General features: G+C 69.9%; 19 protein-coding genes. All 19 read right to left on the minus strand.

Annotated features, from left to right (window positions below):
* Positions 1-43 precede the first annotated feature (43 nt).
* The 19 genes from AC3IS2_RS09695 to cobD all read right to left on the minus strand — a co-directional run bounded on the left by AC3IS2_RS09695 (position 44) and on the right by cobD (position 22,224).
* Entirely contained in the window at positions 44-1,654 is a 1,611-nt protein-coding gene (locus tag AC3IS2_RS09695; protein ID WP_489197489.1) for a M56 family metallopeptidase, read from the minus strand.
* On the minus strand, positions 1,651-2,025 hold the full coding sequence (locus AC3IS2_RS09700; RefSeq protein WP_489197490.1) for a BlaI/MecI/CopY family transcriptional regulator: 375 nt from the start codon (positions 2,023-2,025) through the stop codon (positions 1,651-1,653). The genes AC3IS2_RS09695 and AC3IS2_RS09700 overlap by 4 nt, the downstream gene beginning before the upstream one ends.
* Before the next feature lie 139 nt (positions 2,026-2,164).
* The gene (locus AC3IS2_RS09705) at positions 2,165-5,740 is read right to left on the minus strand and encodes an ABC transporter permease/M1 family aminopeptidase (protein ID WP_489197492.1); all 3,576 of its coding nucleotides are present in this window, start codon (positions 5,738-5,740) and stop codon (positions 2,165-2,167) included.
* Between the two features lie 10 nt (positions 5,741-5,750).
* Positions 5,751-6,644, minus strand: coding sequence for an ABC transporter ATP-binding protein (locus tag AC3IS2_RS09710; protein WP_489197493.1), 894 nt, complete (start codon positions 6,642-6,644; stop codon positions 5,751-5,753).
* A 138-nt stretch (positions 6,645-6,782) separates the two neighbouring features.
* Positions 6,783-10,004 carry an efflux RND transporter permease subunit gene (locus tag AC3IS2_RS09715; protein WP_489197495.1) on the minus strand — a complete coding sequence of 1,074 codons (3,222 nt, stop codon included), beginning with the start codon at positions 10,002-10,004 and terminating at the stop codon, positions 6,783-6,785.
* A gap of 12 nt (positions 10,005-10,016) precedes the next feature.
* Positions 10,017-11,189: an efflux RND transporter periplasmic adaptor subunit gene (locus tag AC3IS2_RS09720; RefSeq protein WP_489197497.1), complete on the minus strand. Its 1,173-nt coding sequence runs from the start codon at positions 11,187-11,189 to the stop codon at positions 10,017-10,019.
* A complete protein-coding gene (locus AC3IS2_RS09725; protein WP_489197498.1) occupies positions 11,186-12,391 on the minus strand; it encodes a TolC family protein in 1,206 nt (401 codons plus the stop codon). Before AC3IS2_RS09725 ends, AC3IS2_RS09720 begins: the two co-directional genes overlap by 4 nt.
* Positions 12,392-12,493: 102 nt before the next feature.
* The gene (locus tag AC3IS2_RS09730) at positions 12,494-12,814 is read right to left on the minus strand and encodes a hypothetical protein (RefSeq protein WP_489197499.1); all 321 of its coding nucleotides are present in this window, start codon (positions 12,812-12,814) and stop codon (positions 12,494-12,496) included.
* A gap of 97 nt (positions 12,815-12,911) precedes the next feature.
* Positions 12,912-13,286 (minus strand): DUF1636 family protein, encoded by a 375-nt coding sequence (locus AC3IS2_RS09735; RefSeq protein ID WP_489197500.1) that lies wholly within the window; start codon positions 13,284-13,286, stop codon positions 12,912-12,914.
* Positions 13,286-13,894: a cob(I)yrinic acid a,c-diamide adenosyltransferase gene (cobO, locus tag AC3IS2_RS09740; RefSeq protein WP_489197502.1), complete on the minus strand. Its 609-nt coding sequence runs from the start codon at positions 13,892-13,894 to the stop codon at positions 13,286-13,288. Before cobO ends, AC3IS2_RS09735 begins: the two co-directional genes overlap by 1 nt.
* Positions 13,891-14,418 carry a tyrosine phosphatase family protein gene (locus AC3IS2_RS09745; protein ID WP_489197503.1) on the minus strand — a complete coding sequence of 176 codons (528 nt, stop codon included), beginning with the start codon at positions 14,416-14,418 and terminating at the stop codon, positions 13,891-13,893. Before AC3IS2_RS09745 ends, cobO begins: the two co-directional genes overlap by 4 nt.
* Positions 14,415-15,182, minus strand: a complete 768-nt coding sequence (gene cobS / locus AC3IS2_RS09750; protein ID WP_489197504.1) for an adenosylcobinamide-GDP ribazoletransferase — start codon at positions 15,180-15,182, stop codon at positions 14,415-14,417. Before cobS ends, AC3IS2_RS09745 begins: the two co-directional genes overlap by 4 nt.
* Positions 15,179-16,222, minus strand: coding sequence for a nicotinate-nucleotide--dimethylbenzimidazole phosphoribosyltransferase (gene cobT, locus AC3IS2_RS09755; protein WP_489197505.1), 1,044 nt, complete (start codon positions 16,220-16,222; stop codon positions 15,179-15,181). The genes cobS and cobT overlap by 4 nt, the downstream gene beginning before the upstream one ends.
* Positions 16,219-17,691: a cobyric acid synthase gene (locus AC3IS2_RS09760; RefSeq protein WP_489197507.1), complete on the minus strand. Its 1,473-nt coding sequence runs from the start codon at positions 17,689-17,691 to the stop codon at positions 16,219-16,221. The genes cobT and AC3IS2_RS09760 overlap by 4 nt, the downstream gene beginning before the upstream one ends.
* Positions 17,679-18,623 (minus strand): adenosylcobinamide-phosphate synthase CbiB, encoded by a 945-nt coding sequence (gene cbiB, locus AC3IS2_RS09765; protein WP_489197508.1) that lies wholly within the window; start codon positions 18,621-18,623, stop codon positions 17,679-17,681. Before cbiB ends, AC3IS2_RS09760 begins: the two co-directional genes overlap by 13 nt.
* The gene (locus tag AC3IS2_RS09770) at positions 18,613-19,389 is read right to left on the minus strand and encodes an ABC transporter ATP-binding protein (protein WP_489197510.1); all 777 of its coding nucleotides are present in this window, start codon (positions 19,387-19,389) and stop codon (positions 18,613-18,615) included. Before AC3IS2_RS09770 ends, cbiB begins: the two co-directional genes overlap by 11 nt.
* On the minus strand, positions 19,386-20,369 hold the full coding sequence (locus AC3IS2_RS09775; RefSeq protein ID WP_489197511.1) for a FecCD family ABC transporter permease: 984 nt from the start codon (positions 20,367-20,369) through the stop codon (positions 19,386-19,388). The genes AC3IS2_RS09770 and AC3IS2_RS09775 overlap by 4 nt, the downstream gene beginning before the upstream one ends.
* Positions 20,369-21,217, minus strand: coding sequence for an ABC transporter substrate-binding protein (locus tag AC3IS2_RS09780; protein ID WP_489197513.1), 849 nt, complete (start codon positions 21,215-21,217; stop codon positions 20,369-20,371). Before AC3IS2_RS09780 ends, AC3IS2_RS09775 begins: the two co-directional genes overlap by 1 nt.
* Entirely contained in the window at positions 21,214-22,224 is a 1,011-nt protein-coding gene (gene cobD / locus AC3IS2_RS09785; RefSeq protein WP_489197515.1) for a threonine-phosphate decarboxylase CobD, read from the minus strand. Before cobD ends, AC3IS2_RS09780 begins: the two co-directional genes overlap by 4 nt.
* Positions 22,225-22,227 lie beyond the last annotated feature (3 nt).

Below are 22,227 nucleotides of genomic sequence, written 5' to 3' on the forward strand. Positions count from 1 at the left end.
GGATTGCCTTTCAGAATGGTGATGGCTGCGTCCTGATCCCGGCTCAGGCGACGCTCTTGGCGCGCGCCGCCAGTTCTTCTGCGCGACAGTCCAGATCTTTGGCGCGCTCCACCAGACGGGGGCTCAGGGCGATCAGTTCGGCGTCGGTGACGGTGCGGCCCTGGTCGCGATTGCGAGCGATCTGCTCGGCGCGATAGGCGGGATTGCGCAGACGGGCGGCCTCTTGGCGCATCTCGTCGGCTCCCCGATGCATCTCCTCGGCGCCCTTGCTCATCTGCACGCGGGCCGAGACTAGGCTGCGCGCGGCGCGTTCGCGGGCGCGCTCGCCTTGCTGGCGGGCGACCACGGCGTGGGCGCGGGCCTCGACCGCTTGCTCACGAGCGACGACGGCCTGGGCGCGAGCCTGCACGGCCTGCTGGCGGGCGTCTTCGCCCTGCTGGCGGGCGACAGCGGCCTGAGCACGGGCTTCCACGGCTTGCTTGCGGGCGTCGTCGCCCTGTCGACGGGCGACGGCGGCCTGAGCGCGGGCGTGGCGGGCGCTTTCACGGGCGGCGTCTGCCGCGGCGCGCTGCTCGGGCGTGGCGTTCTCGTAATAATAGTAGCTGACGCCGCGGGGAGAGGCAGGCGGGGCTGGCGGCGCGGGCGGGGCCGGCGGCGCAGGCGGGGCTTGGAGCGCGCGCCATGCAGGCGGCGCCGGAGGCGCGGGAGGTGCCGGCGGAGCCGGCGGCGGCGGCGGAGGCGGAGGCGGCGCATAGGCGGACGCCTGTTCCCTCAGCTCCAGGGCCGCCAGGGGCGTGGCGACGACGGCGAGCGCGGCGACGGTCAGGGCGACCGCCAGCGGGCGGCGGCGAGCAGACGTGTTCGTCATGATGCAGGCGATCCTTTTTTCAAGCGTGTGGGCGTCGGCGGCCATGGCGGTCGCGGGACAGGAGGCGGGATGGGCGGCCAATCGGACCAGGACGCGGGCGTAGTCCCGACGATCGACGGTCCGCACGGCCTCGGCGTCGGCGGCTTCTTCGGAGGTCTCGGCCAGGACGACGGACAGCCGCCAGACCAGGGGATTGAACCAGAACAGCGCCAGCGCCAGCCGCGACAGGATCAGGAAGACCCAGTCCTTGCGCCGCAGGTGGGCCACGATGACGCCCGGCGCCACGCCCCAGCTCAGAGGGCTGGCTACTCGGTCGCTGCTGACCAGACGCGGGCGAGCGGCGGGCGCCAGCGGCTCCAGCGGCGAACGCCAGGCCGGGCACTTGACGGCCCGCCCCTGCTCCGTCCAGCGGCTCAGGGTGCGCAGGCCCAGCAACAGCCGCACCACGACCGCCGCTGCGCCCAGAACCCAGAACCCAGCGGCGAACGTCGCCAGCGACGGCGACAACAGGCTGCCCGAAACAGCCACGCCTGCGACCGGCCCGACCTCGCCCGACCACAACGGCGTCGGCGCCTCGGCTACGGCGGCCGCTGCGGGCAAAAGGGCCAACTCAACGGCTGGCAGCACCGCCACCAACACCGGCAGGGCCAGCAACAGACAGACGGTCGCCCGCAGAATGTCCACGCGGTCGGCGGCCCGATGCGCCACGAAACGCGCGACGATCAGGCCAGCAGCGACGATCAGACTGGACTTGACCAGCAGCGATAGAAACAGGGCCAGGGTCATGGCTGACGCTCCACCGCTTCGTCGATGGCGCGCTCCAGGGCGGCCGCCTCGTCGGCCGTCAGGCGCTGGCCCAGCCCCAGCAGGGCGGTGGCGGCGCTGGCGGCGGACCCGGCGAAGAAGGTGTCGATCATCCGCTGCAGGGCGCCGGCCGCGACGGCCTCGGTGCGCGGGACCGGACGATAGACGAAGCCGTCGGCGCCCGCCGTCCGCTCGACCAGCCCCTTGGTCTCCAGGCGGGCCAGCAGGGTGCGGATGGCGGAATCGCTGAGCGCGTCGGTCAGGGCGTTGCGCACCCCGGCGGCGGTCCCGGCCTCCAGTCGACAAAGGGTCTCGAACACTTCGCGTTCGCGACGGGGCAAGGACTCGATCACGACCAACTCTCCGCATCGGCTGACGCTACATTTGTAGCGCTACATGCGTAGCGGATCGAGTCTAAATTGAGGCGGCAGGATTAACTCGGCGTAGGGCGCCTCTCCTCCCGCCGGACAGCGAGAGGAGAGGCTTCAGACGTCACTCGACCGGCTTGACATTGTCGTCGGAGTTGCGGTCGATCCAGCGGTTGTAGGGGTCGATCCCCGCAAAGGCCGGCTTCTTGTCGGCGACGAAGCGGAAGGTCTGGGTTCCGCTGCGCAGGGGACGGCGCTCCATCAGCATGACGGCCCCGCGGTCGAACGCCCCCTTGCCCGGCTCGGCCGAGAACAGGCCGACGTCGAACGTCTCGTTCAGCGGGGACTCGGTCTCCTCGCCCTTCCCGTCGGCGTACAGCTTGCGGGCCTCGACCGTCAGGGCGACGTCCCACTTGCCGTCGGCGCGTTTGGTCGCCGTGACCGACTTGGTCTTCACGTCATACAGGGTGATCTTCTCGAACAGGTCGGTGATCAGGGCCTGCTTGTCCGCCGGGGCCTCGGCGCGAAGGGCCGCGACCAGGTCCAGCGAGCGCGGATAGGGCGCGGGCTTGAAGGCGTACTGCGCCAGCACCCGACGCAGGGCGCGGTTGACCGCCTCCTCGCCGATCTGGTCGCGCAGCAGGTACATGACCAGGCCGCCCTTCTGATAGTGGATGTACTGCTGGTTCTCGATGCGCAGCAGCGGCATCTCCTCCAGCCGCTCCATGCCGCGCGAGCGCAGGTAGCGGTCCAGCTCATACTTGAGGAAGCGGCGGATCTTGTCGGGTCCGTACAGCTTCTCCATCACCATCAGCGCCGAGTATTGCGCCAGGGATTCCGACAGCAGGGTCGAGCCCTGCTGGTCCGACCCGATCACCTGGTGCGCCCACCACTGGTGCCCGACCTCGTGGGCGGTGATGTAGGTGACGTAGTCGATCTTCTCCTCGTCGGTCAGGTCGGCGATGAAGCCGATCCCTTCCGAGTAGGGCATGGTGTTGGCGAAGGCCTGGGCGAAGGTGGCGTAGGCGGGGAACTCGATGATCCGGGCCTGACGGAACTGATACGGGCTGAAGGCCGTGCCGTAGTAGTCCAGCGCCGACTTCATCCCCGTCAGCATCCGCGCCACGTTCCGCTCGTGACCCTTGTGGTAGTAGACGGCCAGTTCGATCGAACCGTGCTGCTCCTTGGCCACCTGATAATCAGCCGACTGCACCGAGAAGAAGTTCAGCACCGGCGCCTCGGTGACGAAACGGGCCGTGCGGCGGCCGTCCTTGGTCACGTCCGACACCTTGTAGCCCGGCGCGATCGGCGTCTGATCGGCGACCGTGGTCACGGTGATGTCGGCGTTGACCCAGCCGGAACCGATGTAGTTGTGGTTCCGCGCGCTTTCGTCCTCCAGCTTGGCCATGCGCAGCTCGGCGGGCAGGCCGTGCTTGCGGCGCTTGGCGCGGTCCGACAACAGACCGTCGCGACCCATGCCGATGGTCAGGCCGAACTCGCCGTTGTTGACGAAGGTGCCGTTGTCGACGATCCGCGTCGTGTCGCCGCTGTTCTTGAAGCCGCGCTGCTCCAGCACGGTTTCAAAGGCGATGGTCCGCTTCTCGCCCGGCTGCATCGGCGCAGCGAAGCGATAGATGCGGTACTCGAACTCGGGCCACTCCCTGGCCACCGTTGCGCCCTGAACGTCCAGCTTTTCGATCTTCAGGTCGCCGTTCCAGCGCAGGTGGACCTCGCTCAGCGGAGCCGCCGTGCGGTTCTCGATGACGTAGCTTCCCTTGGTCGTCAGGCGCGGCTGGTGCGGATAGATATCCAGCGCCAGCTTGACGTCGGTGATCTCGGGCTGGGCCTGCTTTTCGTATTTCAGCAGGGTCTTCTCGTAGTCCGCCATCAACTGTTCACGCTGGTCGCGGCTGCGGTACTCGTTCCAGACGTTGGTGTTGATGTAGGTGAAGACGCCCAGGGCCACGAAGGCGGTCAGGGCGACGCCGCCGATCACGCCCGCCGGCCCCATCAGGCGACGCGGCAGACGCTTCAGACGCGGCATGAAGCGCGTCTCCGCTCCCCGGCGCCACAGACCATAGGCGATGACCAGCAGCACCACGGCGAAGGCCGACCAATAGGCCTGCATCCAGGCGGCGTAGCCGGCGAACTTGCCCAGACCGTTCATGTCCGACAACGGCATCCCCGTGCCCGAACCATAGCGGTAGAGGACGTGGTCGAAGCCTATGCTGGACAGGACGATGGTCGAGATCAGATAGACCACCATGACGGCCCAGCCGACGAACTTGTTCGGCGACAGCGACTGCACGAAGATGGCCAGCACCGCCGTCAACGCGAAGCTGATGGACTGGGGCGCGATATACCAGAACAGGTATTTGCCGATCTCGTAGTTGGTGTAACCCTTGATCGTCTGCACGATCATCCCGGCCACCGAGGCCGCCACCAAGGTCGAGACCAGCACCAGGATCAGGGCCAGCGTCTTGGGCAGCAGGAAGGTCCAGTCGGGCGTCGCGGTGGAATCAATGATTTCATGCATGCGCCGCTCGCGGTCGCGCCAGACCAGTTCGCCGGAATAGTAGATGGCGATGATCAGGACGATCAGGGTGAACGAGCCGCCCAGGGTCTCGATCACCACCCGCGTCACCGGCAGGACCGGCGCGCCGTACATCTCGCCCGCGAACAGCAGGACGGCGATGCCGAAGGCGAAGCCGAGCTTCAGCATGATGATATAGGCGGGGCTCTTGAACACCGTCTTCATCTCGAAGGCCGTCCGCGAGATCAGCTGCGTCCAGCCGGCCTTGAAGCCATAGGACGGCGACGCAAGAGGCCCGACCGGCGCCAAGGGTTCGGGCTCGACGTCGGCCAGAGCCCGCAGCTTCTCCTGCGTGCGCAGCTTGGCCCCACGCGGCGACGGACGATACAGCGGGAAGGCAGCGGCCAGGAAGGCCAGGCTGACGCCCAGCCACAGCAGCTTGTTGCCCAGCAGGATGCCGGTCAGCGGCGCGTTGATCGTGTTCCTCTCGGCCGAGGTCCAGTATCGGGTCGCCAGACCATAGGCGCCGGCGCCGAAGGGCTCCAGCCAGGCCACCAATGACTCCAGCTCCGGCTTGGAGCCGAACACCGTGGTCGTCGTCATGTAGAGGATGAAGACCCCGACGACGCCGACATAGGTGGCCATCATCGAGCGCGTCACCGTCGCCAGGGTGAAGAAGACCGCCGAAGTGAACAGCAGGCCCGGCAGGCCCATGACCACGAAGCTGTAGAGGTAGTCCAGCGGACGGAACGGCCCGACCGTCTCCTTGTCCACCCACGGCATCAGCGTGCCGATCAGGATGCCCAGCGCGACCGACAGGAAGGCCAGGGCCACCACGGCGAAGGCGCCGAGGAAGCGGCCATAGAGGTAGTCGAACTTCGACAACCGGCTGGCCTGGATCATGGGTCCAAAGCCTGTCGAGGCGTCACGCACCACGACGTTGGCGACAATGGCCGTCGTCGCCAGCATGAAGAACAGATTGAAGGCCAGATGCGCCTGCGCGATCGCATAGGGCGCGTTCTTGAAGACGTTTCCGCCTGCGTTGAAGCTGACGTTCGGCTGGGCGATCAGGCCGAAGCTCAGCAGGAAGAAGAGGATGGAGATGACCCAGAAGGCGGGCTGGCGAAGCTGATAGCGGAACTCGAAGGCCGCGACTTTCCCGAACATGATCCGGGCCTCAGGCGGCTTGAGCGACGACGGGGCGGCGCGAAGCGGCCAGGGTCGAGAAATAGACGTCCTCCAGACCGCCCGCGGCCGGCTCGAAGCCCTCGCCCGGCCTGACGTCGGCCAGGACGTGGATCACGGTCTGACCGGCGAACAGGCGCGTCGAGATGACCTCGTAGCGGGCGCGATGCTCGGGCAGAGCCTCCTTGGCGATGGCCTTCTTCCACACGCGACCGGACAGTTGCTTCATCAGCTCCAGCGGCGCGCCTTCCAACTGGATCCTGCCGCCCGCCAGCACCGCCATGCGCGGGCACAGGTCGGCCACGTCCTCGACGATGTGGGTCGACAGGATGACCACCACGTTCTCGCCGATCTCGGCCAGCAGGTTGAGGAAGCGGTTGCGCTCCTCCGGGTCCAGACCCGCCGTCGGTTCATCGACGATGATCAGGCGGGGATTGCCGATCAGGGCCTGGGCAATGCCGAAACGCTGACGCATCCCGCCCGAGAAACCGGCCAGGGCCTTGCGCCGGACGCTCCACAGATTGACCTGGTTCAGCAGGGCCTCGACCGTCTGCTTGCGTTCCTTGCCGTCGGCTATGCCCTTCAGCACCGCCATGTGGTCCAGCATGTCGTAGGCCGAGACGCGCGGATAGACGCCGAAGTCCTGAGGCAGATAGCCCAGCGTGCGGCGCAACTGTTCCGGCTGACGGATCACGTCGATGTCGCCGAAGCGGATCTCGCCCGAGGTCGGGGTCTGCAGGGTGGCGATGGTCCGCATCAGCGTCGACTTGCCCGCCCCGTTCGGGCCCAGCAGGCCGAACATCCCGGTCGGGATCGTCAGACTGACGTCGTCCAGAGCCCGCGTCCCGTTGCCGTAGACATGGACCAGATTGTTGATCGTCAGCATGAAGCGCCCCCGCGATGTAAAAGAGACTTCACACTGACGGCTTCGTCGCCCCCTCGACAAGTTACAGATTGGACAGGTTTGGCATCTCGTCGAACGCCGAGTTGGGGCGGCCCGCCTTCGCGACGAGCCGCCCCGCCCCTATTCGTCCCGTCCTTCCGGCGCCCGACGCCTCGCCGCCCGGGCGGCGAAGGTCGGCAGAACCAGCAAGGTCAGGGCCGTGGCGGTCAGCAGCCCGCCGATGACCACGGTGGCCAGCGGCTTCTGCACCTCGGCCCCCGCCCCGTGCGCCAGCGCCATCGGAATGAAGCCGACGATGGCGACCAGGGCGGTGGTCAGCACGGCCCGCAGGCGGCTGGACGCCCCTTCGATGGCCGCAACCGCCGGCGCCAGACCGGCCTGAAGCCGCTCGCGGATCGCCTGCATCAGCACCAGGCCGTTCAGGGTCGCCACGCCCGACACGGCGATGAAGCCGACCGCCGCCGAGACCGAGAACGGCATCCCCCTGAGCAGCAGCGCCAGCGCCCCGCCGACCAGGGCCAGAGGCACGCAGGCGAACACCAGTCCCGCCTCCATGAAGGACCCCAGCGCCATGAACAGCAGGACGCCGATCAGGACGAAGACAATGGGAATGACCAGTCCCAGGCGTTGTTCGGCCCGTTTCAGGTTCTCGAACTGCCCGCCCCAATCCAGCCGATAGCCGACCGGCAGAGCGACCTCGGCCACCGACCGTTGAGCCTCGGCGACGAAGCCGCCCAGATCGCGGCCGCGCACATTGGCCTGGACCACCATGCGTCGGCTGCCGTTCTCGCGACTGATCTGGTTCGGGCCTTCGGCGGTGTGGATACGCGCGACCGAGGACAGGGGCACGACAACGCCCGTGCTTGAAACGATCGGCAAGGCGGCCAGGGTGGCGGGATCGTTGCGGGCGTCGTCGGGCAGACGCACGACCACGTCGAAGCGCCGGTCGCCCTCGAAGATGCGGCCGGCCTCGGCGCCGCCGATGGCGGTGGACACCGCTTCCGACACATCGGCTGCGGACAGGCCGTAGTTGGCCGCCGCGAAGCGATCGACGCTGATGGTCAGGGTCGGCAGGCCGGACGCCTGCTCCACCCGCACATCGGCCGCGCCGGGCGTCGCCCGAAGTTTGGCGGCCACCTGCTCCGCCGTCTTCTGCAGGGTGCCGAAGTCGTCGCCATAGACCATGACGGCCAGGTCGGTGCGAACACCCGAGATCAGTTCGTTGAAGCGCAGTTCGATCGGCTGGCTGAACTCGAAGCTGTTGCCTATCTGCTGGCTGGCGACAGTTTCGATGCGGGCGATCAGGTCTTCCTTCGACAGCTTGGGATCGGGCCAGGCCTTGCGATCCTTCAGGATGATGACCGCGTCCGAAATGTTGGCGGGCATCGGATCGACGGCGGCCTCGGCGGTGCCGGTGCGCGAGAAGACGGTCTCGACTTCCGGCTGGGCCTTGATGGCGCGTTCCAGCGCCATCTGCATGGCCAGGGACTGCTCCAGCGAGGCGGACGGCACGCGCAAGGCCTGCATGGCGATGTCGCCCTCGTCCAGGGTCGGGATGAACTCCCGGCCCAGGCTCATAAAGGCGATCGTCCCCACGCCTAGCATCGCCACGGCGGCGATCAGGACCACCTTGGGACGCACCACGGCCGCGCCGATAGCCGGCTGGATCCAGCGTCGGGCGAAGCGCAGGACGCGCGTCTCATGCTCCTCGGCCTGACCGTCCGGCCCCAGGTGAACCGTCTTCGGCTCGCGCACGAACAGGGCCGTCATCGCGGGCACAAAGGTGAAGGAGAAGATGAAGGCGCCGACCAGGGCCAGCATCACCGTCGCGCCCATCGGCACGAAGGTCTTGCCCTCCACCCCCTCCAGCATCAGCAGCGGCGTGAAGACCAGCAGGATGATCAGTTGGCCGAAGGCGGCCGGTTTGACCATTCGACGCGCCGCCTGGACCGCGACGCCCAGGCGTTCGCTGCGGGTCAGCATCCGCCCCAGTTCGCCGCGCTTCTGGGTCAGCATCAGCAGGGTGTTCTCGATCACCACCACCCCGCCGTCGACCATCAGGCCGAAGTCGAGCGCGCCCAGACTCATCAGGTTTCCGCTGATGCCGAAGCGGTTCATGCCGATGACGGCGAACAGGAAGGACAGCGGGATCATCAGGGCGGTGATCGCCGCCGCCCGGAAGTTTCCGAGCAGCAGGAACAGCACGACGATGACGAACAGCGCGCCTTCGATCAGGTTGCGCGCCACCGTCGAAATGGTCGAGTTGACCAGATCGCTGCGGTTCAGAACCGGCGTGGCGACCACGCTGGGCGGCAGGCTGGCCGCCACCTGTTCCAGCCGTTTCGCCGCCGCCTGCGCCACCGTCCGGCTGTTCTCGCCGGCCAGCATAAGGGCGGTGCCGAGGACGGCCTCGTGCCCGTCGCGGCTGGCCCCGCCCAGGCGCGGCGCCTGGCCGATCTCGACCATCGCCACATCAGCGACGCGGACCACCAGCCCGCCGCGATTGACCACCGGCGCCTGAGCCAGATCCTCGACCGTCGCGGCCAGGGCGTCGGTGCGAACCACCAGGGCCTCGCCCGCCCGCTGGACATAGCCGGCGCCGCCTTGCGTATTGGCTCGATCCAGCGCCTGCACCAGATCGCTCAGGCTCAGACCATAGCGGGTCAGGGCGGCGGCGTCGGGCCGCACCGCGTATTCCTTCACATAGCCGCCGTTGACGTCGACGCCCGCCAGACCGGGACTGGTCCGCATCTGCGGGGCGATGATCCAGTCCTGGACCGTTCGCAGATAGGCGGCGCGCTGCTGCGGCGTGGTCAGCCGCTCGCCTTCCGGCGTCAGATAGGCGCCGTCCGCCTGCCAGCCGGGCTTGCCCGTCGCCACTGTCGTTCTGGGGCCGAAGGGGACATAGTCGACGGTCCACATCAACACTTCGCCCAGCCCCGTCGTGATGGCCGACAGATTGGGTTCGACGCCTTCAGGCAGACTGTCCGACGCCTGCCGCATCCGCTCAGCCACCTGCTGGCGGGCGAAATAGATGTCGGTCTGGTCGGTGAAGACGACGGTGATCTGGCTGAAGCCGTTGCGCGACAGCGACCGGGTGCTGACCAGACCGGGGATGCCCGACATGGCCGTTTCCAGCGGATAGGTGACTTGTCTTTCAATCTGCTCGGGCGCCAGCGCCGGGGCGACGGTCGTGATCTGGACCTGTCGGTTGGTGATGTCGGGAACAGCGTCGATCGGCAGCTTGGTCAGTTCGAACAGGCCAAACGCGGCCACCATGGCCACGGCCAGGACGACAAACCCGCGAAAGCGAACGGACGCCTCAATGAGAGTCTTGAACATGATCCATCGCTCCTAGTGGCCGTGCTCGGCTTCGCCCTTGGCGAGCTCGGCTTTCAGCAGGAAGGCGTTGACGGCGGCGATACGTTCAGATCCTGTCAGACCCCGCAGGATCTCGGTTCGTCCAGAGGCTTGCCGCCCGACCAGGACCGGCGCGGCGCGGAAGCCGGTCGCGGTGCGGACGAAGACCACGTTCGTCCCTTCGAGAGTCTGCACCGCCTCGGAGGGCACGGCGACGCCGCCTTCCGTCTCGCCCGTCGTCACTGTTCCGGTGATCGCCGATCCCACGGGCGGCAAGGCGCCGCCGCCTGGGCGCGCGCGGATGACGACGGCGCCGCTGTCCAGCCCTCCGCCCGCCGCCACGCCGGTCACGACGCCCTCGACGTCGCCCGCGGCGGTCGTGACGCGAATCCGTCCCCCGGCGCGGACATGAGCGGCGACCGCAGGCGGGGCGCTGAACACCATTTCGACGTGGGCGGGATTGGTGATTTCGGCCACCACCGCCCCCTGGGCCGCAAAGCCGCCGGGACCGACCTGCACGCTCGTGACCACGCCCGAGATAGGGCTGACGATACGCAGGCGTCCCATGGCGTCAGGCGATCCGGCGGCGGCCGAGCGCGCCCGCGCGGCCCGCGCGGCGGCCTCGGCGCCCAGGGCCTGGGCATGGGCCACTTCGGCGTCGCGACGCGCCACTACGCCCTGGTTGGCCAGGTCTTCCTCGCGGCGGTGAGCCTGCTGGGCGGCGACCGCCGTGGCCTGGGCCGCATCGGCGTCGGCCCGCAGGGCGGCGGCGTCGCCGCTGACCAGAACGGCCAAGGGCTGACCGGCGCGCACGGACTGCCCCGACGCCACCAACACGCGCTCGACGCGACCCGCGACGGCGGCGGCCACAGCCGCGCGTGCATCCACCATCGGCTCCACCCGGCCAGACAGACGCACCTCGCCGCCCCCGCCGCCGCCCGCCGCCACGACCGAGATGCCGACCGCCTCGATTTGAGCCGGGCTCAGCTCGACGACGCCCTCTTCGGAAGCAGCCTCGCCTGAGGCCTGTTCCTCCGATTGAGCAGCCTCAGGCGTCTTGGTCGTCGGTCGGCTGTTCAGCGCATAAAGACCCGCTCCGCCCAGAAGGACGACAGCGGCGGCTCCGGCCATCAGCCAGGTCTTGTTCAGCTCAGCGGCGCGTTTCATTGAACAGCTCCAAACGGGGCGCGGCCTTGCAGGCGCGCTAGGTCGATTTCCGCGCGAACCCGCGCCAGGCGGGCGTCGACGGCCGCGTTTCGGGAAGAGATCAGGGCCGCGCGCGAAGACCGCAGCTCCAGTTGCGAGATGCGCCCGGCGTCAAAACCGATGCGCGACAGGCGATAGGCCTCCTGCGCCGCCGTCACCCCGGCGTCCGCGGCCGCGACCCGACTGGCCGAGGCGTTCAGCCGCGCGACCGCCGCGTTCCGATCGGCCTGCGCCTGGTGGCGCGCCCCTGTCAGGCGGGCCTCGGCGGCGCGGAATTCAGCCTGAGCGGCGTCGATAGCGCCCCGGTTCCGGTCGAACAAAGGCAAGGCCATGCTGAGCCCAAAGGTCAGGGCTGTCGCATCCTCGGCCTCGTAGCGGCGCAGGCCGACTGAAGCGTTGACATCAGGGCGCGACTGAACTCGCTCGACCGCGATCCGCCGCTCCGCCGCGTCGCGTTCAGCCTCGGCGACACGCACGACGGGCGTCCCGGCGTTGGCGGTCATCGACGCCGATGGAAGCCGATCGATCAAGCTGACCTCGATCGCCGTCACCGGGGTCGGCAGCATGGCCTCCGCCGTCAACCGGGCGAAGGCCGCGTCGCGTTCAGCCATCGCCTCGTCCAGAGCCGCGCGAGCGGTGGCGGCTTCGCTTTCGCCCTGAAGGGCGCGCACCATGGGCTCGCGGCCTTCCTCGACCAGGGTCAGCGCCGCGCGCGCATCGGCCAGGGTGACGCTCAGCGCCTCCTCAGCCAGGTCGAAGCGACGACCCGCCGCCTCGGCCTCGGCGTAGATCAGGGCCAGGCGACCGGCGGCGTCGATAACGGCCAGATCGCGGCGCAACGCCGCCGTCCCCGCCTCAGCCCGCGCCACATCGACCCGAGCGCCGCGACGGCCCCAAAGCTCAAGATCCTGGCTCAGGCCCAAGGTCGTCTCGGCGTTGCCGAAGCCCTGAAACGGCCCGCTGCCGAAGGCGTTTTCAACATCCACGGCGAGCGTCGGATTGGGACGAACACGCGCCTGTCGAACGCGAGCCTCGGCCGCATCCAGAAGCGCCTCGGCCTCCACGGCGGTCGGCGCGGCACCGATCTGTTGCAGCAGACTGTCGAACCCAGGGGCGGGGTCGGCCCAGGCGGGGCCGGCGATAGCGGTCGCTAAAGCGACCATGGCGCAGCCCGCCGCGAAACGCGGCGAACGACGATAAGGGGATGGCATATCCTGTTTCCCGAGAAATTGACGTGAAGAAGCGCGCGCAAGGGCGCGATCACGTCAGGCTCGGGGCGGGCGCTCGGGACCGGCGGGCGGATGCGAGATCAGTCGGCTTTGCGGGCGCGCATAGACCGGCGCACGCACGGCTGCGACCTCGAAGGACAGGGCCGAACGCGCGGGCGTCGAGACCCCGCCGTGGTGGCAATGGCCATGCGAGCAGACCGCGTGATCCGCATCGCCGCCCACGCCCGTCTCGCCGGAATGGTCGTCGATCAGCAGGATGGCGGTTTCAGACAGCTCGGCCTCGGGGCTGCAGCTCATGGCGTCGACCGCCGGAACCAGGACGAACAGGGCCAGGAACGACGCCAGAAGCGCCGCCATCAGTCCTTGCCTGATCGAAGAAAAGCCCATTCGGCACCTGTAGCACGCCGTTTCGCCGGGGCAATCGCCGGATCGTCGCAGCCCACGGCGACGGACCTCACAGGGCGGGCAGGCGAGCGATGAAACGGCCCTTCACGCCTTCCGGCCAGTCACGATAGGCGACGGCCCCGTCAGGACTGGCGGCATAGAGACGGGCGAAGGCGACGATCGCCTGGGCGCTTTCCGGCGTGGGGGCGAACCGCCCGGCCAGATAGGCCGGCTTGCCCGCCTGGGCCAGATGAACGGCGCAATGGCTGGAACAGGCCCACAGGCAGGCCTGCCCCTCCACCCGCAAGGTCTCGGCGCCGCTCGCCTCCACCACGGCGGACACGGCGTCCAGCAGTCGACCTCCCCCGGACCGCCCCTCGGCGTCCGTCGGCTCCTCGCTCGAGAACCGGCAGGTCGAACAGACGATCAGACGCGCCGCCGTCATCAGAACTCGACCCCGGCCTGGGCCTTCACACCGGATCGGAACGGATGCTTCACCATCTGCATGTCGGTGACCAGATCCGCCGCCTCGATCAGTTCGGGCGGAGCGTTGCGGCCGGTGATGACGACGTGGGTGTCGGCGGGCCGGGCGGCCAGGACCGCCAGCACTTCTTCGACCGGCAGGTAGTCGTAGCGCAGGGCGATGTTCAACTCGTCGCAGACGACCATCTTCCACTCAGGGTCCATGATGCGCGCCTTGGCCGCCTCCCAGGCCTTGCGGACATTGGCGATGTCGGCGGCCCGATCCTGGGTGTCCCAGGTGAAGCCCTCGCCCATCGGCCGCATCTCGACCAGATCGGGAAAGGCGTCGAACAGGTTCTGCTCGCCTGTCTCCATCGCCCCCTTGATGAACTGGATGATCGACGTCTTCATGCCATGGCCGATCATGCGGCAGACCATGCCCAGCGCCGCCGTCGTCTTGCCCTTGCCGGTCCCGGTGTGAACGATGACCAGGCCCCGCTCGACCGTCTTGGCCGCCATCATCCGGGCGCGGGCGGCCTGAACCTTCTTCATCTTCTCGGCGTGACGGGCGTTCAGATCAGCGTCGGTCATCGGCGCGAGGCTCCTTGGGAAGACAGGTCAAGTTCGAAGGCTTCGCCCCAGGCCGTCTCGGCCCCGCGCCCGATAGCGGCGATCGCGCGGCTCATGGCGCCGTCGCGGTTCAAACAACGATCGGCCAGGGCGACGACTAGCCGATTGGGCGTGGCGGTCGGCGCGGCATGACGCAGGCGCTCGGCCCAGTCTTGCTCCCTGCCCGGCTCTGATCGGGCGCAGGCGACCACATAGGCCGCCGCCGTCGAACGGCTGACCCCTGCCCAGCAATGGATCAGCAGGGGCCGCGTCCCGTCCCAGGTCTCAGCGAAGGTCAGCAGGGCGGCGATGTCCGCTTCGCTCGGCGGGGTCAGGCCTTCGCGCGGTTCGACGATGTCATTGAATCTCAGGTCCAGCCGGTGCGGCGGCGGCTCGGCCAGCGACGCATCGACATGGCCCGGCGAGGCCAGGCTGATCAGATGGGACGGTCGGCGGCTGGCCATCAGACCGGGGACTTCGTGCAAGGGCGCGACGATCAGCTTCATCCGATCGCCAGCCCCGCGACGGCCAGCAGGAAGCCGACCTCGAACGCCTGTTCCACCGCGCCCAGAACGTCGCCGGTGCGCCCGCCGATCAGCCGCCACGCCAGCCAGGCCGGGACCGCGCCGACCAGCAGGCCCAGCACGACGCCGCCTGCCCCGACGACCGGCGGCAGGAAGACCAGCGGCCACAGGGCGATCAGAACCGCGACCGTCAGCCCGCCCCACGAGGCGCGGTCGGGCTTGCCCTCCTTGGCCATGCCCGGATCGCCGCCATAGGGCATGACCGTCATGGCCGCGACCGCCGCCGCCCGCCCCAGTCCGTGCGCGGCCAGAAGCGCGAGCGCCGCCAACAGGGGCGAGGCCTGCGCCAGCATGGCCAGAGCCGCCGCCCGCAGCGCCAGGGTCAGGCCCAGCGCCAGCGCGCCGTAAGAGCCCAGCCGGCTGTCCTTCATGATCTCCAGCCGGCGGTCGCGGGTCAGACCGCCGCCCAGGCCGTCGGCCGTGTCGGCCAGTCCGTCCTCATGGAAGCCCCCGGTCAGGGCGATCCCGGCGCCCACGGCCAGCAGCGCCGCGATCCACGGGCTCCAGACCTGCGCCGCGCCATAGAGGATCAGCGCCGACACGCCCCCGACGATCTGACCGACTAGCGGATAGTAGCGGGCGCTCTGCTGGATCCATTCCGGCTGGAAACCGGCTAGCTGCGGCGTCGGAATGCGCGTCAGAAACTGCAGCGCGCAGACGACCAGGCGCGCCTCATGCCGGATCAACTCGCCGCCTCCAGCACCTCAGCCAGCTCGGCGACCTCGGACAGCAGGGCGCAGGCGGCCTTGACCAGAGGCACGGCCAGAAGGGCGCCGGTCCCCTCGCCCAGCCGCATGTCCAGTTCGAGCAGGGGCCGGGCGTTCAGCCGCTGCAGCATCAACCGATGCCCCGCCTCGGCCGAGGCGTGAGCGAACAGGCAATAGTCGCGCGCAGCGGGCGCCAGACGAACAGCCAGCAAGGCCGCCGCCGTGCCGATGAAGCCGTCGACCAGAACCGGAACCCCCGCCTTGGCCGCCGCCAGCAGGGCGCCGGCCATCATGGCGATCTCATAGCCGCCGAACTGGGTCAGAACTTCAAACGGCACGGTCGCATCCGACCGCGCCGCCGCGCGGGCCAGAACGGCGCGCTTCCTCGCCATGCCCTCGGGCGAATGGCCCGCCCCCTGCCCCACGCAATCGTCCAGCGGCGCGGGCGCCAGCCGGTGCATCAGCAGGGCGGCCGAGGCGCTGTTGCCGATGCCCATTTCGCCGAGCGCGATCAGATCGGCGCCGTCGGCGACAGCCTGTTGGACGATGCGCGACCCGGCCATCAGGGCCGCCTCGGCCTGCTGCGGCGTCATGGCCGGCTCTACCGAGGCGTCCTCGGTCCCCTGCGCGATCTTGGCCTGGACCAGCCCCGCCCGATCCGACAGATCGGCGGCCACGCCCGCGTCGATGATCCGAACCTCGGCCCCGACCACGCGGGCGAAGGCGTTGGCGCTGGCCCGGCCCGCCAGAAGCGTGTCGACCATGGCCACGGTCACGCCCGACGGAAAGGCCGCCACGCCCGAGCGCGTCAGGCCGTGATCGCCCGCGAACACCAACAGAACGGGCTGCCTCACGACGGGCCGCGTCCGCTCCTGGATCAGACCCAGCCTCAGCGCCAGTTCCTCGATCCGCCCGAGGGCGCCCGGCGGCTTGGCCTTGCCGTCCAGCGCCTGTTGCAAGACAGGCTCCAGCGTCCAGTCCAGCGACGGAACGGTCAGAAGTTCATTCAGTTCGCTCATGTCAGGCCCGCGATCCGGCTCAGCGCCGGGATGTCGAAATGCGCCTCCAGCACCGCGGCGATGCGGTCCAGCGCCTGATCGACGCGCACCGTCTGATCAACGCCGTCAGACGCCGCGCCCAGTTCCGCCAGCAAGGCCGCCCGCGCCTCGGCCCGGTCGAACAGGCCGTGGACATAGAGGCCCGCGATCCGCCCGTCCGGCGAAACCGCGCCGTGTGGCTGGCCGTCGATGCGGGCGACAGGGCGCGCGGCGTCCGGACCGTCGGTGCGGCCGATGTGGATTTCATAGCCGTCAAAGGGAGCGTCGGCCCCCGCCAGGCGCCCCTCCACCCGGCGCAAGGTCTTGTCGCCCGCCAGCACCGTCTCGACGTTCAGCAGACCCAGCCCCGGCGCCGATCCGGCCACGCCCTCGATCCCGTCCGGATCGCTGATCGTCCTGCCCAGCATCTGATACCCGCCGCAAACGCCCAGCACGCGCCCGCTACGTCGAACGTGGGCGGCGATATCCACGTCCCAGCCCTGCGCCCGCAGGAAGGCCAGATCGGCCAGCGTCGCCTTGGTCCCCGGCAGGATGATCAGGTCGGCGTCGCCCGGCAGGGCCTGTCCCGGCGGCACGAAACCAAAATCCACGCCTGGCTCGTGCCGCAGAGGGTCGAAGTCGTCGAAATTGGCGATGCGTGACAGCATGGGCACGGCGATCCGCACCCGCCCGCCGCGCGCGACGCTCGAACGTTCCAGAACCACCGCATCCTCGGCCGGCAAGGACCGGGCGTCAGCCAGCCAGGGGGCCATGCCCAGATCCGTCCATCCCGTGCGCCGCGCGATCTCGGCGCGTCCTTGATCAAATAGCGCAGGATCGCCCCGGAACTTATTGATCAAGAAGCCTTTGATCATGGCGCAGTCCGCCTCGTCCAGAACGGCGCGGGCGCCGACCAGGGCGGCGATCACGTGGCCCCGGTCGATGTCGCCGACCAGAACCACAGGCACGTCGGCGGCGCGCGCGAAGCCCATGTTGGCGATGTCCCCGGCCCGCAGATTGGTCTCGGCCGGACTGCCCGCCCCCTCGACGATCACCAGATCGGCCTCAGCCTGAAGGCGACGAAAGCTGTCCAGCACCACGTCCAGCAGCGCCGTCTTGCGGTCCTGATAGCCCGCCGCCTGCCACACGCCCTCGACCTGTCCGCGCACGACCAACTGGGCGCCGGTATCGCTCTGCGGCTTCAGCAGGACGGGATTCATGTCCACCGTCGGCGGGACGCGGCAGGCCAGGGCTTGCAGCGCCTGAGCGCGGCCGATCTCGCCCACACGCCCCTCGGCGTCCGGGGCGGTGACGGCGGCGTTGTTGGACATGTTCTGCGGCTTGAACGGCCGCACCGTCAGGCCGCGATTGGCGAACAGGCGGCACAGACCGGCGACCAGCACCGACTTGCCCACGTCCGAGCCGCAGCCCTGGATCATCAGCGCGGCCATGCGAAACCTCCAGCGATCAGAAGCAGCATCAGCGCGGCGCAGGCCACGCCATAGACGCGAAGGCCGCGATGAAGATCATGAGCGCGCGGCCGCGCCCAGTCGCCGAAGTCGGGTCGATAGGTCATGACGCCGTCATAGCGAACCGGCCCGCCCAACCGAACCCGCAATGCGCCGGCCACGGCGGCCTCGGGCCAGCCGGCGTTGGGCGAGGCGTGCTTGCCCGCATCGCGCCACATGATGCGCCAGCCCTGCCAGCCGCCGAGCGCGATCAGCCCCCCCGCGATCCGCGCCGGGATCCAGTTCATCACATCGTCGGTCCGCGCCGCCGCCCAGCCGAAAGCCCGCCAGCGCGGCTCCATGTGGCCGATCATGCTGTCGGCGGTGTTGATCGCCTTGTAGGCGAACAGCCCCGGCAGGCCGCCAATCACGAACCAGAAAACCGGCGCCACCACCCCGTCGCAGAAGCTCTCGGCCAGGCTCTCCAGCGCGGCGGCGGCGACCTCGCCCTCGTCCATCGCCTCCACGTCGCGCCCGACGATCATGCCGACGGCGAGACGCGCCGCTGGCAAATCGCTCGCCGTCAGAGGCCGGGCGACGGCCCGGACATGATCAAACAGGCTGCGCGCCGCCAGGCCCGCCGCACCGCAGACGACAACCAGCATCAGGCCCGGCCAGAAGGGCGCCATGGCGGCCAGCCGCTCAAGGCCCCAGCCGACGCCGCCAGCGACAGCCAGCAAGATCATCACCACGACGACGCCCAGGAGGCGACGCCCCCCTTCTGGCCGTTCGACCCGGTTCCAGCGCCGCTCCAGCCCCGCGATCAGGCGGCCGATCCAGACGACCGGATGCGGCAGGCGACGCGGCCAGCCGACCGCGCCCTCGACCAGCAGGGCGCCGGCGACGATCCAGGGGGTGGGCAGGCTAGCGGGCACGGCCGACCATCTCCAGCACCGGCCCCCGCGCCCCTTCCAGGGTGCGCGCCTCGACGCCGTAGGCCGCCTTCAGCACGTCGGGCGACAGCGCCTCGACCGGCGCGCCGTCGGCCAGCACCCGCCCCTCGGCCAGAACGATCACCCGGTCGGCCACGCGCAGGGCGGCGTCCAGGTCGTGCAGGGTGACGACCACCCCGCGCCCTTCCTCCTCCGCCAGCCGCCGGAACAGGTCGCAGGCGTCCAGAACGTGACCCGGATCAAGACCCGCCAACGGCTCGTCGGCCAGCAGCCACTGCGGATCGCCAGCCAGGGCGCGAGCGATCAGGACGCGCGCCCGCTCGCCGCCCGACAGGGTCGAGACCACACGGTCGGCGAAGCGCTCCACCCCCGTCACGGTCATGGCCCGATCCACGGCCGCCCGGTCCTCGGCCGTCAGCCCCCAGGCGCCGACATAGGGCGTGCGGCCCAGACCGACGAAGGTGCGGCCGTCCACCGCCCAGGCGATCTCGGCGTTCTGAGGCAGGTAGGCGATGCGCCGCGCCCGCTCGCGCGACGGCAGATCGCGCAGGGCGCGTCCGTCCAGCGTCACCCTCCCGGCGTCGGGCCGACGCAGGGCCGCCAGACAGTCCAGCAAGGTCGACTTGCCGGCGCCGTTTGGCCCGACCACCGCCGTGACCAACCCCGGCGCGAAGGCCGCGCCGACGCCGTTCAGCACCGCCTTGTCGCCCAACCGGACGGACAGGTTTTCCGCGCTCAGAAGGCTCATGCCAGCTTCCTCCTCATGCCGATCAACAGGGCCAGGAAGAAGGGGCCGCCCAGAGCCGCCATAGCCACGCCCAGCTTGATCTCGGCCGCCGAGGGGGTCAGCCGCACCAGAATATCCGCCGCCAGCACCAAGGCCGCGCCGCCCAGGGCCGAGGGCAGCAGCAGGCCGCCGGGCCGCGCCCCGATCAGGGGCCGCAGCAGGTGCGGCACGATCAGGCCGACGAAGCCGATAGACCCCGTCACCGCCACCGCCGACCCGACCGCCAGGGCCGCGCCCAGCGCCAGCATCATGCGGCCAAGGTCCAGCCGCACCCCCAGCGACCGCGCCCCGGCCTCGCCCAGCGTCAGGGCGTCCAGCGTCCGCCCCTGCGTCATCAGCAGCAGGCAGCCCAGGATCATGCCCGGCGCCGCCAGCTTCAACTCGATCAGGCTGCGGTCGGCCAGCGAGCCCATCAGCCAGTTGACGATTTCGTTCACGGCCCAGGGGTTGGGGGCCAGGTTCAGCGCCAACGCCACCCCGGCGGCGGCCATGGTCTGGATCACCACGCCCGACAGAATGAAGGTGATGACGCTGCTGGTCGCCCCCGCCAGGGCCAGCAGCAGGACCACGCCCAGCCCGGCGCCGATCATGGCCGCGACCGGCAGCACCCAGGGCGCGCTGGCCGCCACGCCCAGATAGAGGGTCATGACCGCGCCCAGCGCCGCCATGGTCGAGACACCCAGCATCCCCGGGTCGGCCAGCGGATTGCGCGTATAACCCTGCAGCGCCGCGCCCGTCAGGCCCAGCACCGCCCCGACCATCAGGGCCAGCACGGTGCGCGGCAGACGCAGCTCGAACAGGATGGCCCAGGCCGGGTCGCCTTGCCGGGCGGCCCAGTCGCTCCACGGAATCCAGACGCGGCCCGCGCTCATGCTGGCGACGCACAGGAGGGCGATCAGGGCCAGAAGACCGATCAGGATCAGCGGACGCGGCAAGGTCATTACAGGGCCTCCAGCGCCGTGCGGCGCGCCTCGGCGAGGGCGGCGGCGGTCTGGATCAGCACCGGCCCGCCGCAATAGAGCAGCTTCTCTTCCAATCGCGCCTGCACCATCCGACCCGACAACGACGCCAGCGCCGGGTGGCGCATCACCCGGTCGGCCCAGGTGCGCGAGCCTTGAACCGGCACGCCGCTGAGCAGGACCTGCGGCGGGTCAGCCAGCAACCGCTCGACCGGCACATTGCCCCATTTGCCGAGTCCGTAGCGCCCGGCGACGTTCTCGAACCCGGCGCGGGTCATCATCTCGTCCATCAGGGTGCCGCGCCCGGCGGCGAAACCATTGGGCTGATAGATCAGGGCCTTCAGCGGTCGCGCGCCGGGCGGCGGGGCCGAGGCGGCGATGGCGGCCTCGATGCGGGCGATCAGGGCCTCGCCCCGCGCTGGACGACCGACCAGACGGGCGACCTCGCGCACCTGATCCAGACTGGCCGCCACGCTGTCGGGCACGGCGAACAGCTCGGTCGGGATGTTCATGCGGCCCAGCGCATTGCGGGTCGCCAGCGCGCTGTGGCGGCTGGTCAGGACCAGATCGGGGCGCAGGGCGATGACCTCCTCGGCCGTCTCCCAGGTGAAGGGCAGGGTCTTGGCCACCTCGGAAATGGTCGAACCGGCCTGCTCGCGCGCATAGTGGCTGAGGGCCGCGATCTGACCCCGGTCGGCGACGTGGACCAGGACGGCGTCAAGGCAGGCGTTCAGCGACACGATGCGGCGCGGCGCGGCCTTCGCGACGGCGGGCGCGGCGATCAGGGCCGCTCCTGCCCCCGCCAACGCCTGTCGCCGCGTCGCGCTCACGAGAAGGCCCCTAGAGCGCGCTTCAGGCGCGGGAAGTCGCGCTCGCTCGGCACACCGAAGCGAAGCGCATCCGGCGTGTGATCGAACGGCCGGGTTAGGATGCCCGCTCGACACAGATGCTGGAACCAGCGCGCGGCGTGCGGCGTGCGCGTAATGCGAAACAAGCTGGTCCCGCCGACGATCTCGAACCCCGCCCGCGCCAGCAGGTCGTCAAGCCGATCAGCGCGCTCGGCCAGGGCGGCCTCCGTCCGCTTGCGCCATTCCGGATCGGCATAGGCTCCTCGCCCCATGGCCAGCGCATCGGCGCCGACCGGCCAGTCGCCCAGCAGGGCGCGCAGACGCAGCACCAGATCAGGCGCCGCGAGCATGAAGCCCAGCCTCACCCCGGCCAGACCATAGAACTTGCCGAACGAGCGCAGGACAATCAGGCCCGGCTCGACCACGTCCGCGACGCTGTCGCCGGGCGCGCACTCGATGAAGGACTCGTCCACCACCAGCCAGCGCCCCGCAACTGAGCGTTCACGGGCCATGGCGATCAGGTCGGCCCGCCGGGTCAGGCGTCCGTCGGGGTTGTTCGGATTAACGATCACCAGCACCCCCGCCTGCGACGCCGCCGCCTGATCGGCCGCGATCAGGCGCGTCGCCACGCCCGCCGCTCGCCAGGCCTCGGCATGGGCGCCGTAGGTCGGGCCGACGATCTCGACCGAACGCACGCCCAGCAGCAGGGGCAGAAGACGGATCGCCGCCTCAGCCCCCGCCACGGCCGCCGTCCGCTCCGGCGCGGCGGCGAAGGCCGCGGCCGCCGCCGTCTCCAGCGCGACCAGCGCGCCGGGATCGGGCAGGCGGTTCAACTCCGCCTCCGCCGCGCGCGGCCCGCGCCACGGCTCGGGGTTGATCCCTGTGGACAGGTCCAGCCACGGTCGCGGCGCGTCGGGATAGGCGGCGGCGGCCTTCATCAGACCGCCGCCGTGCCGGGTCGCCGCTGTCAGAAGCGCGGCTTGGCTCATCGG

Source organism: Brevundimonas sp. KH_025, assembly GCF_057839885.1.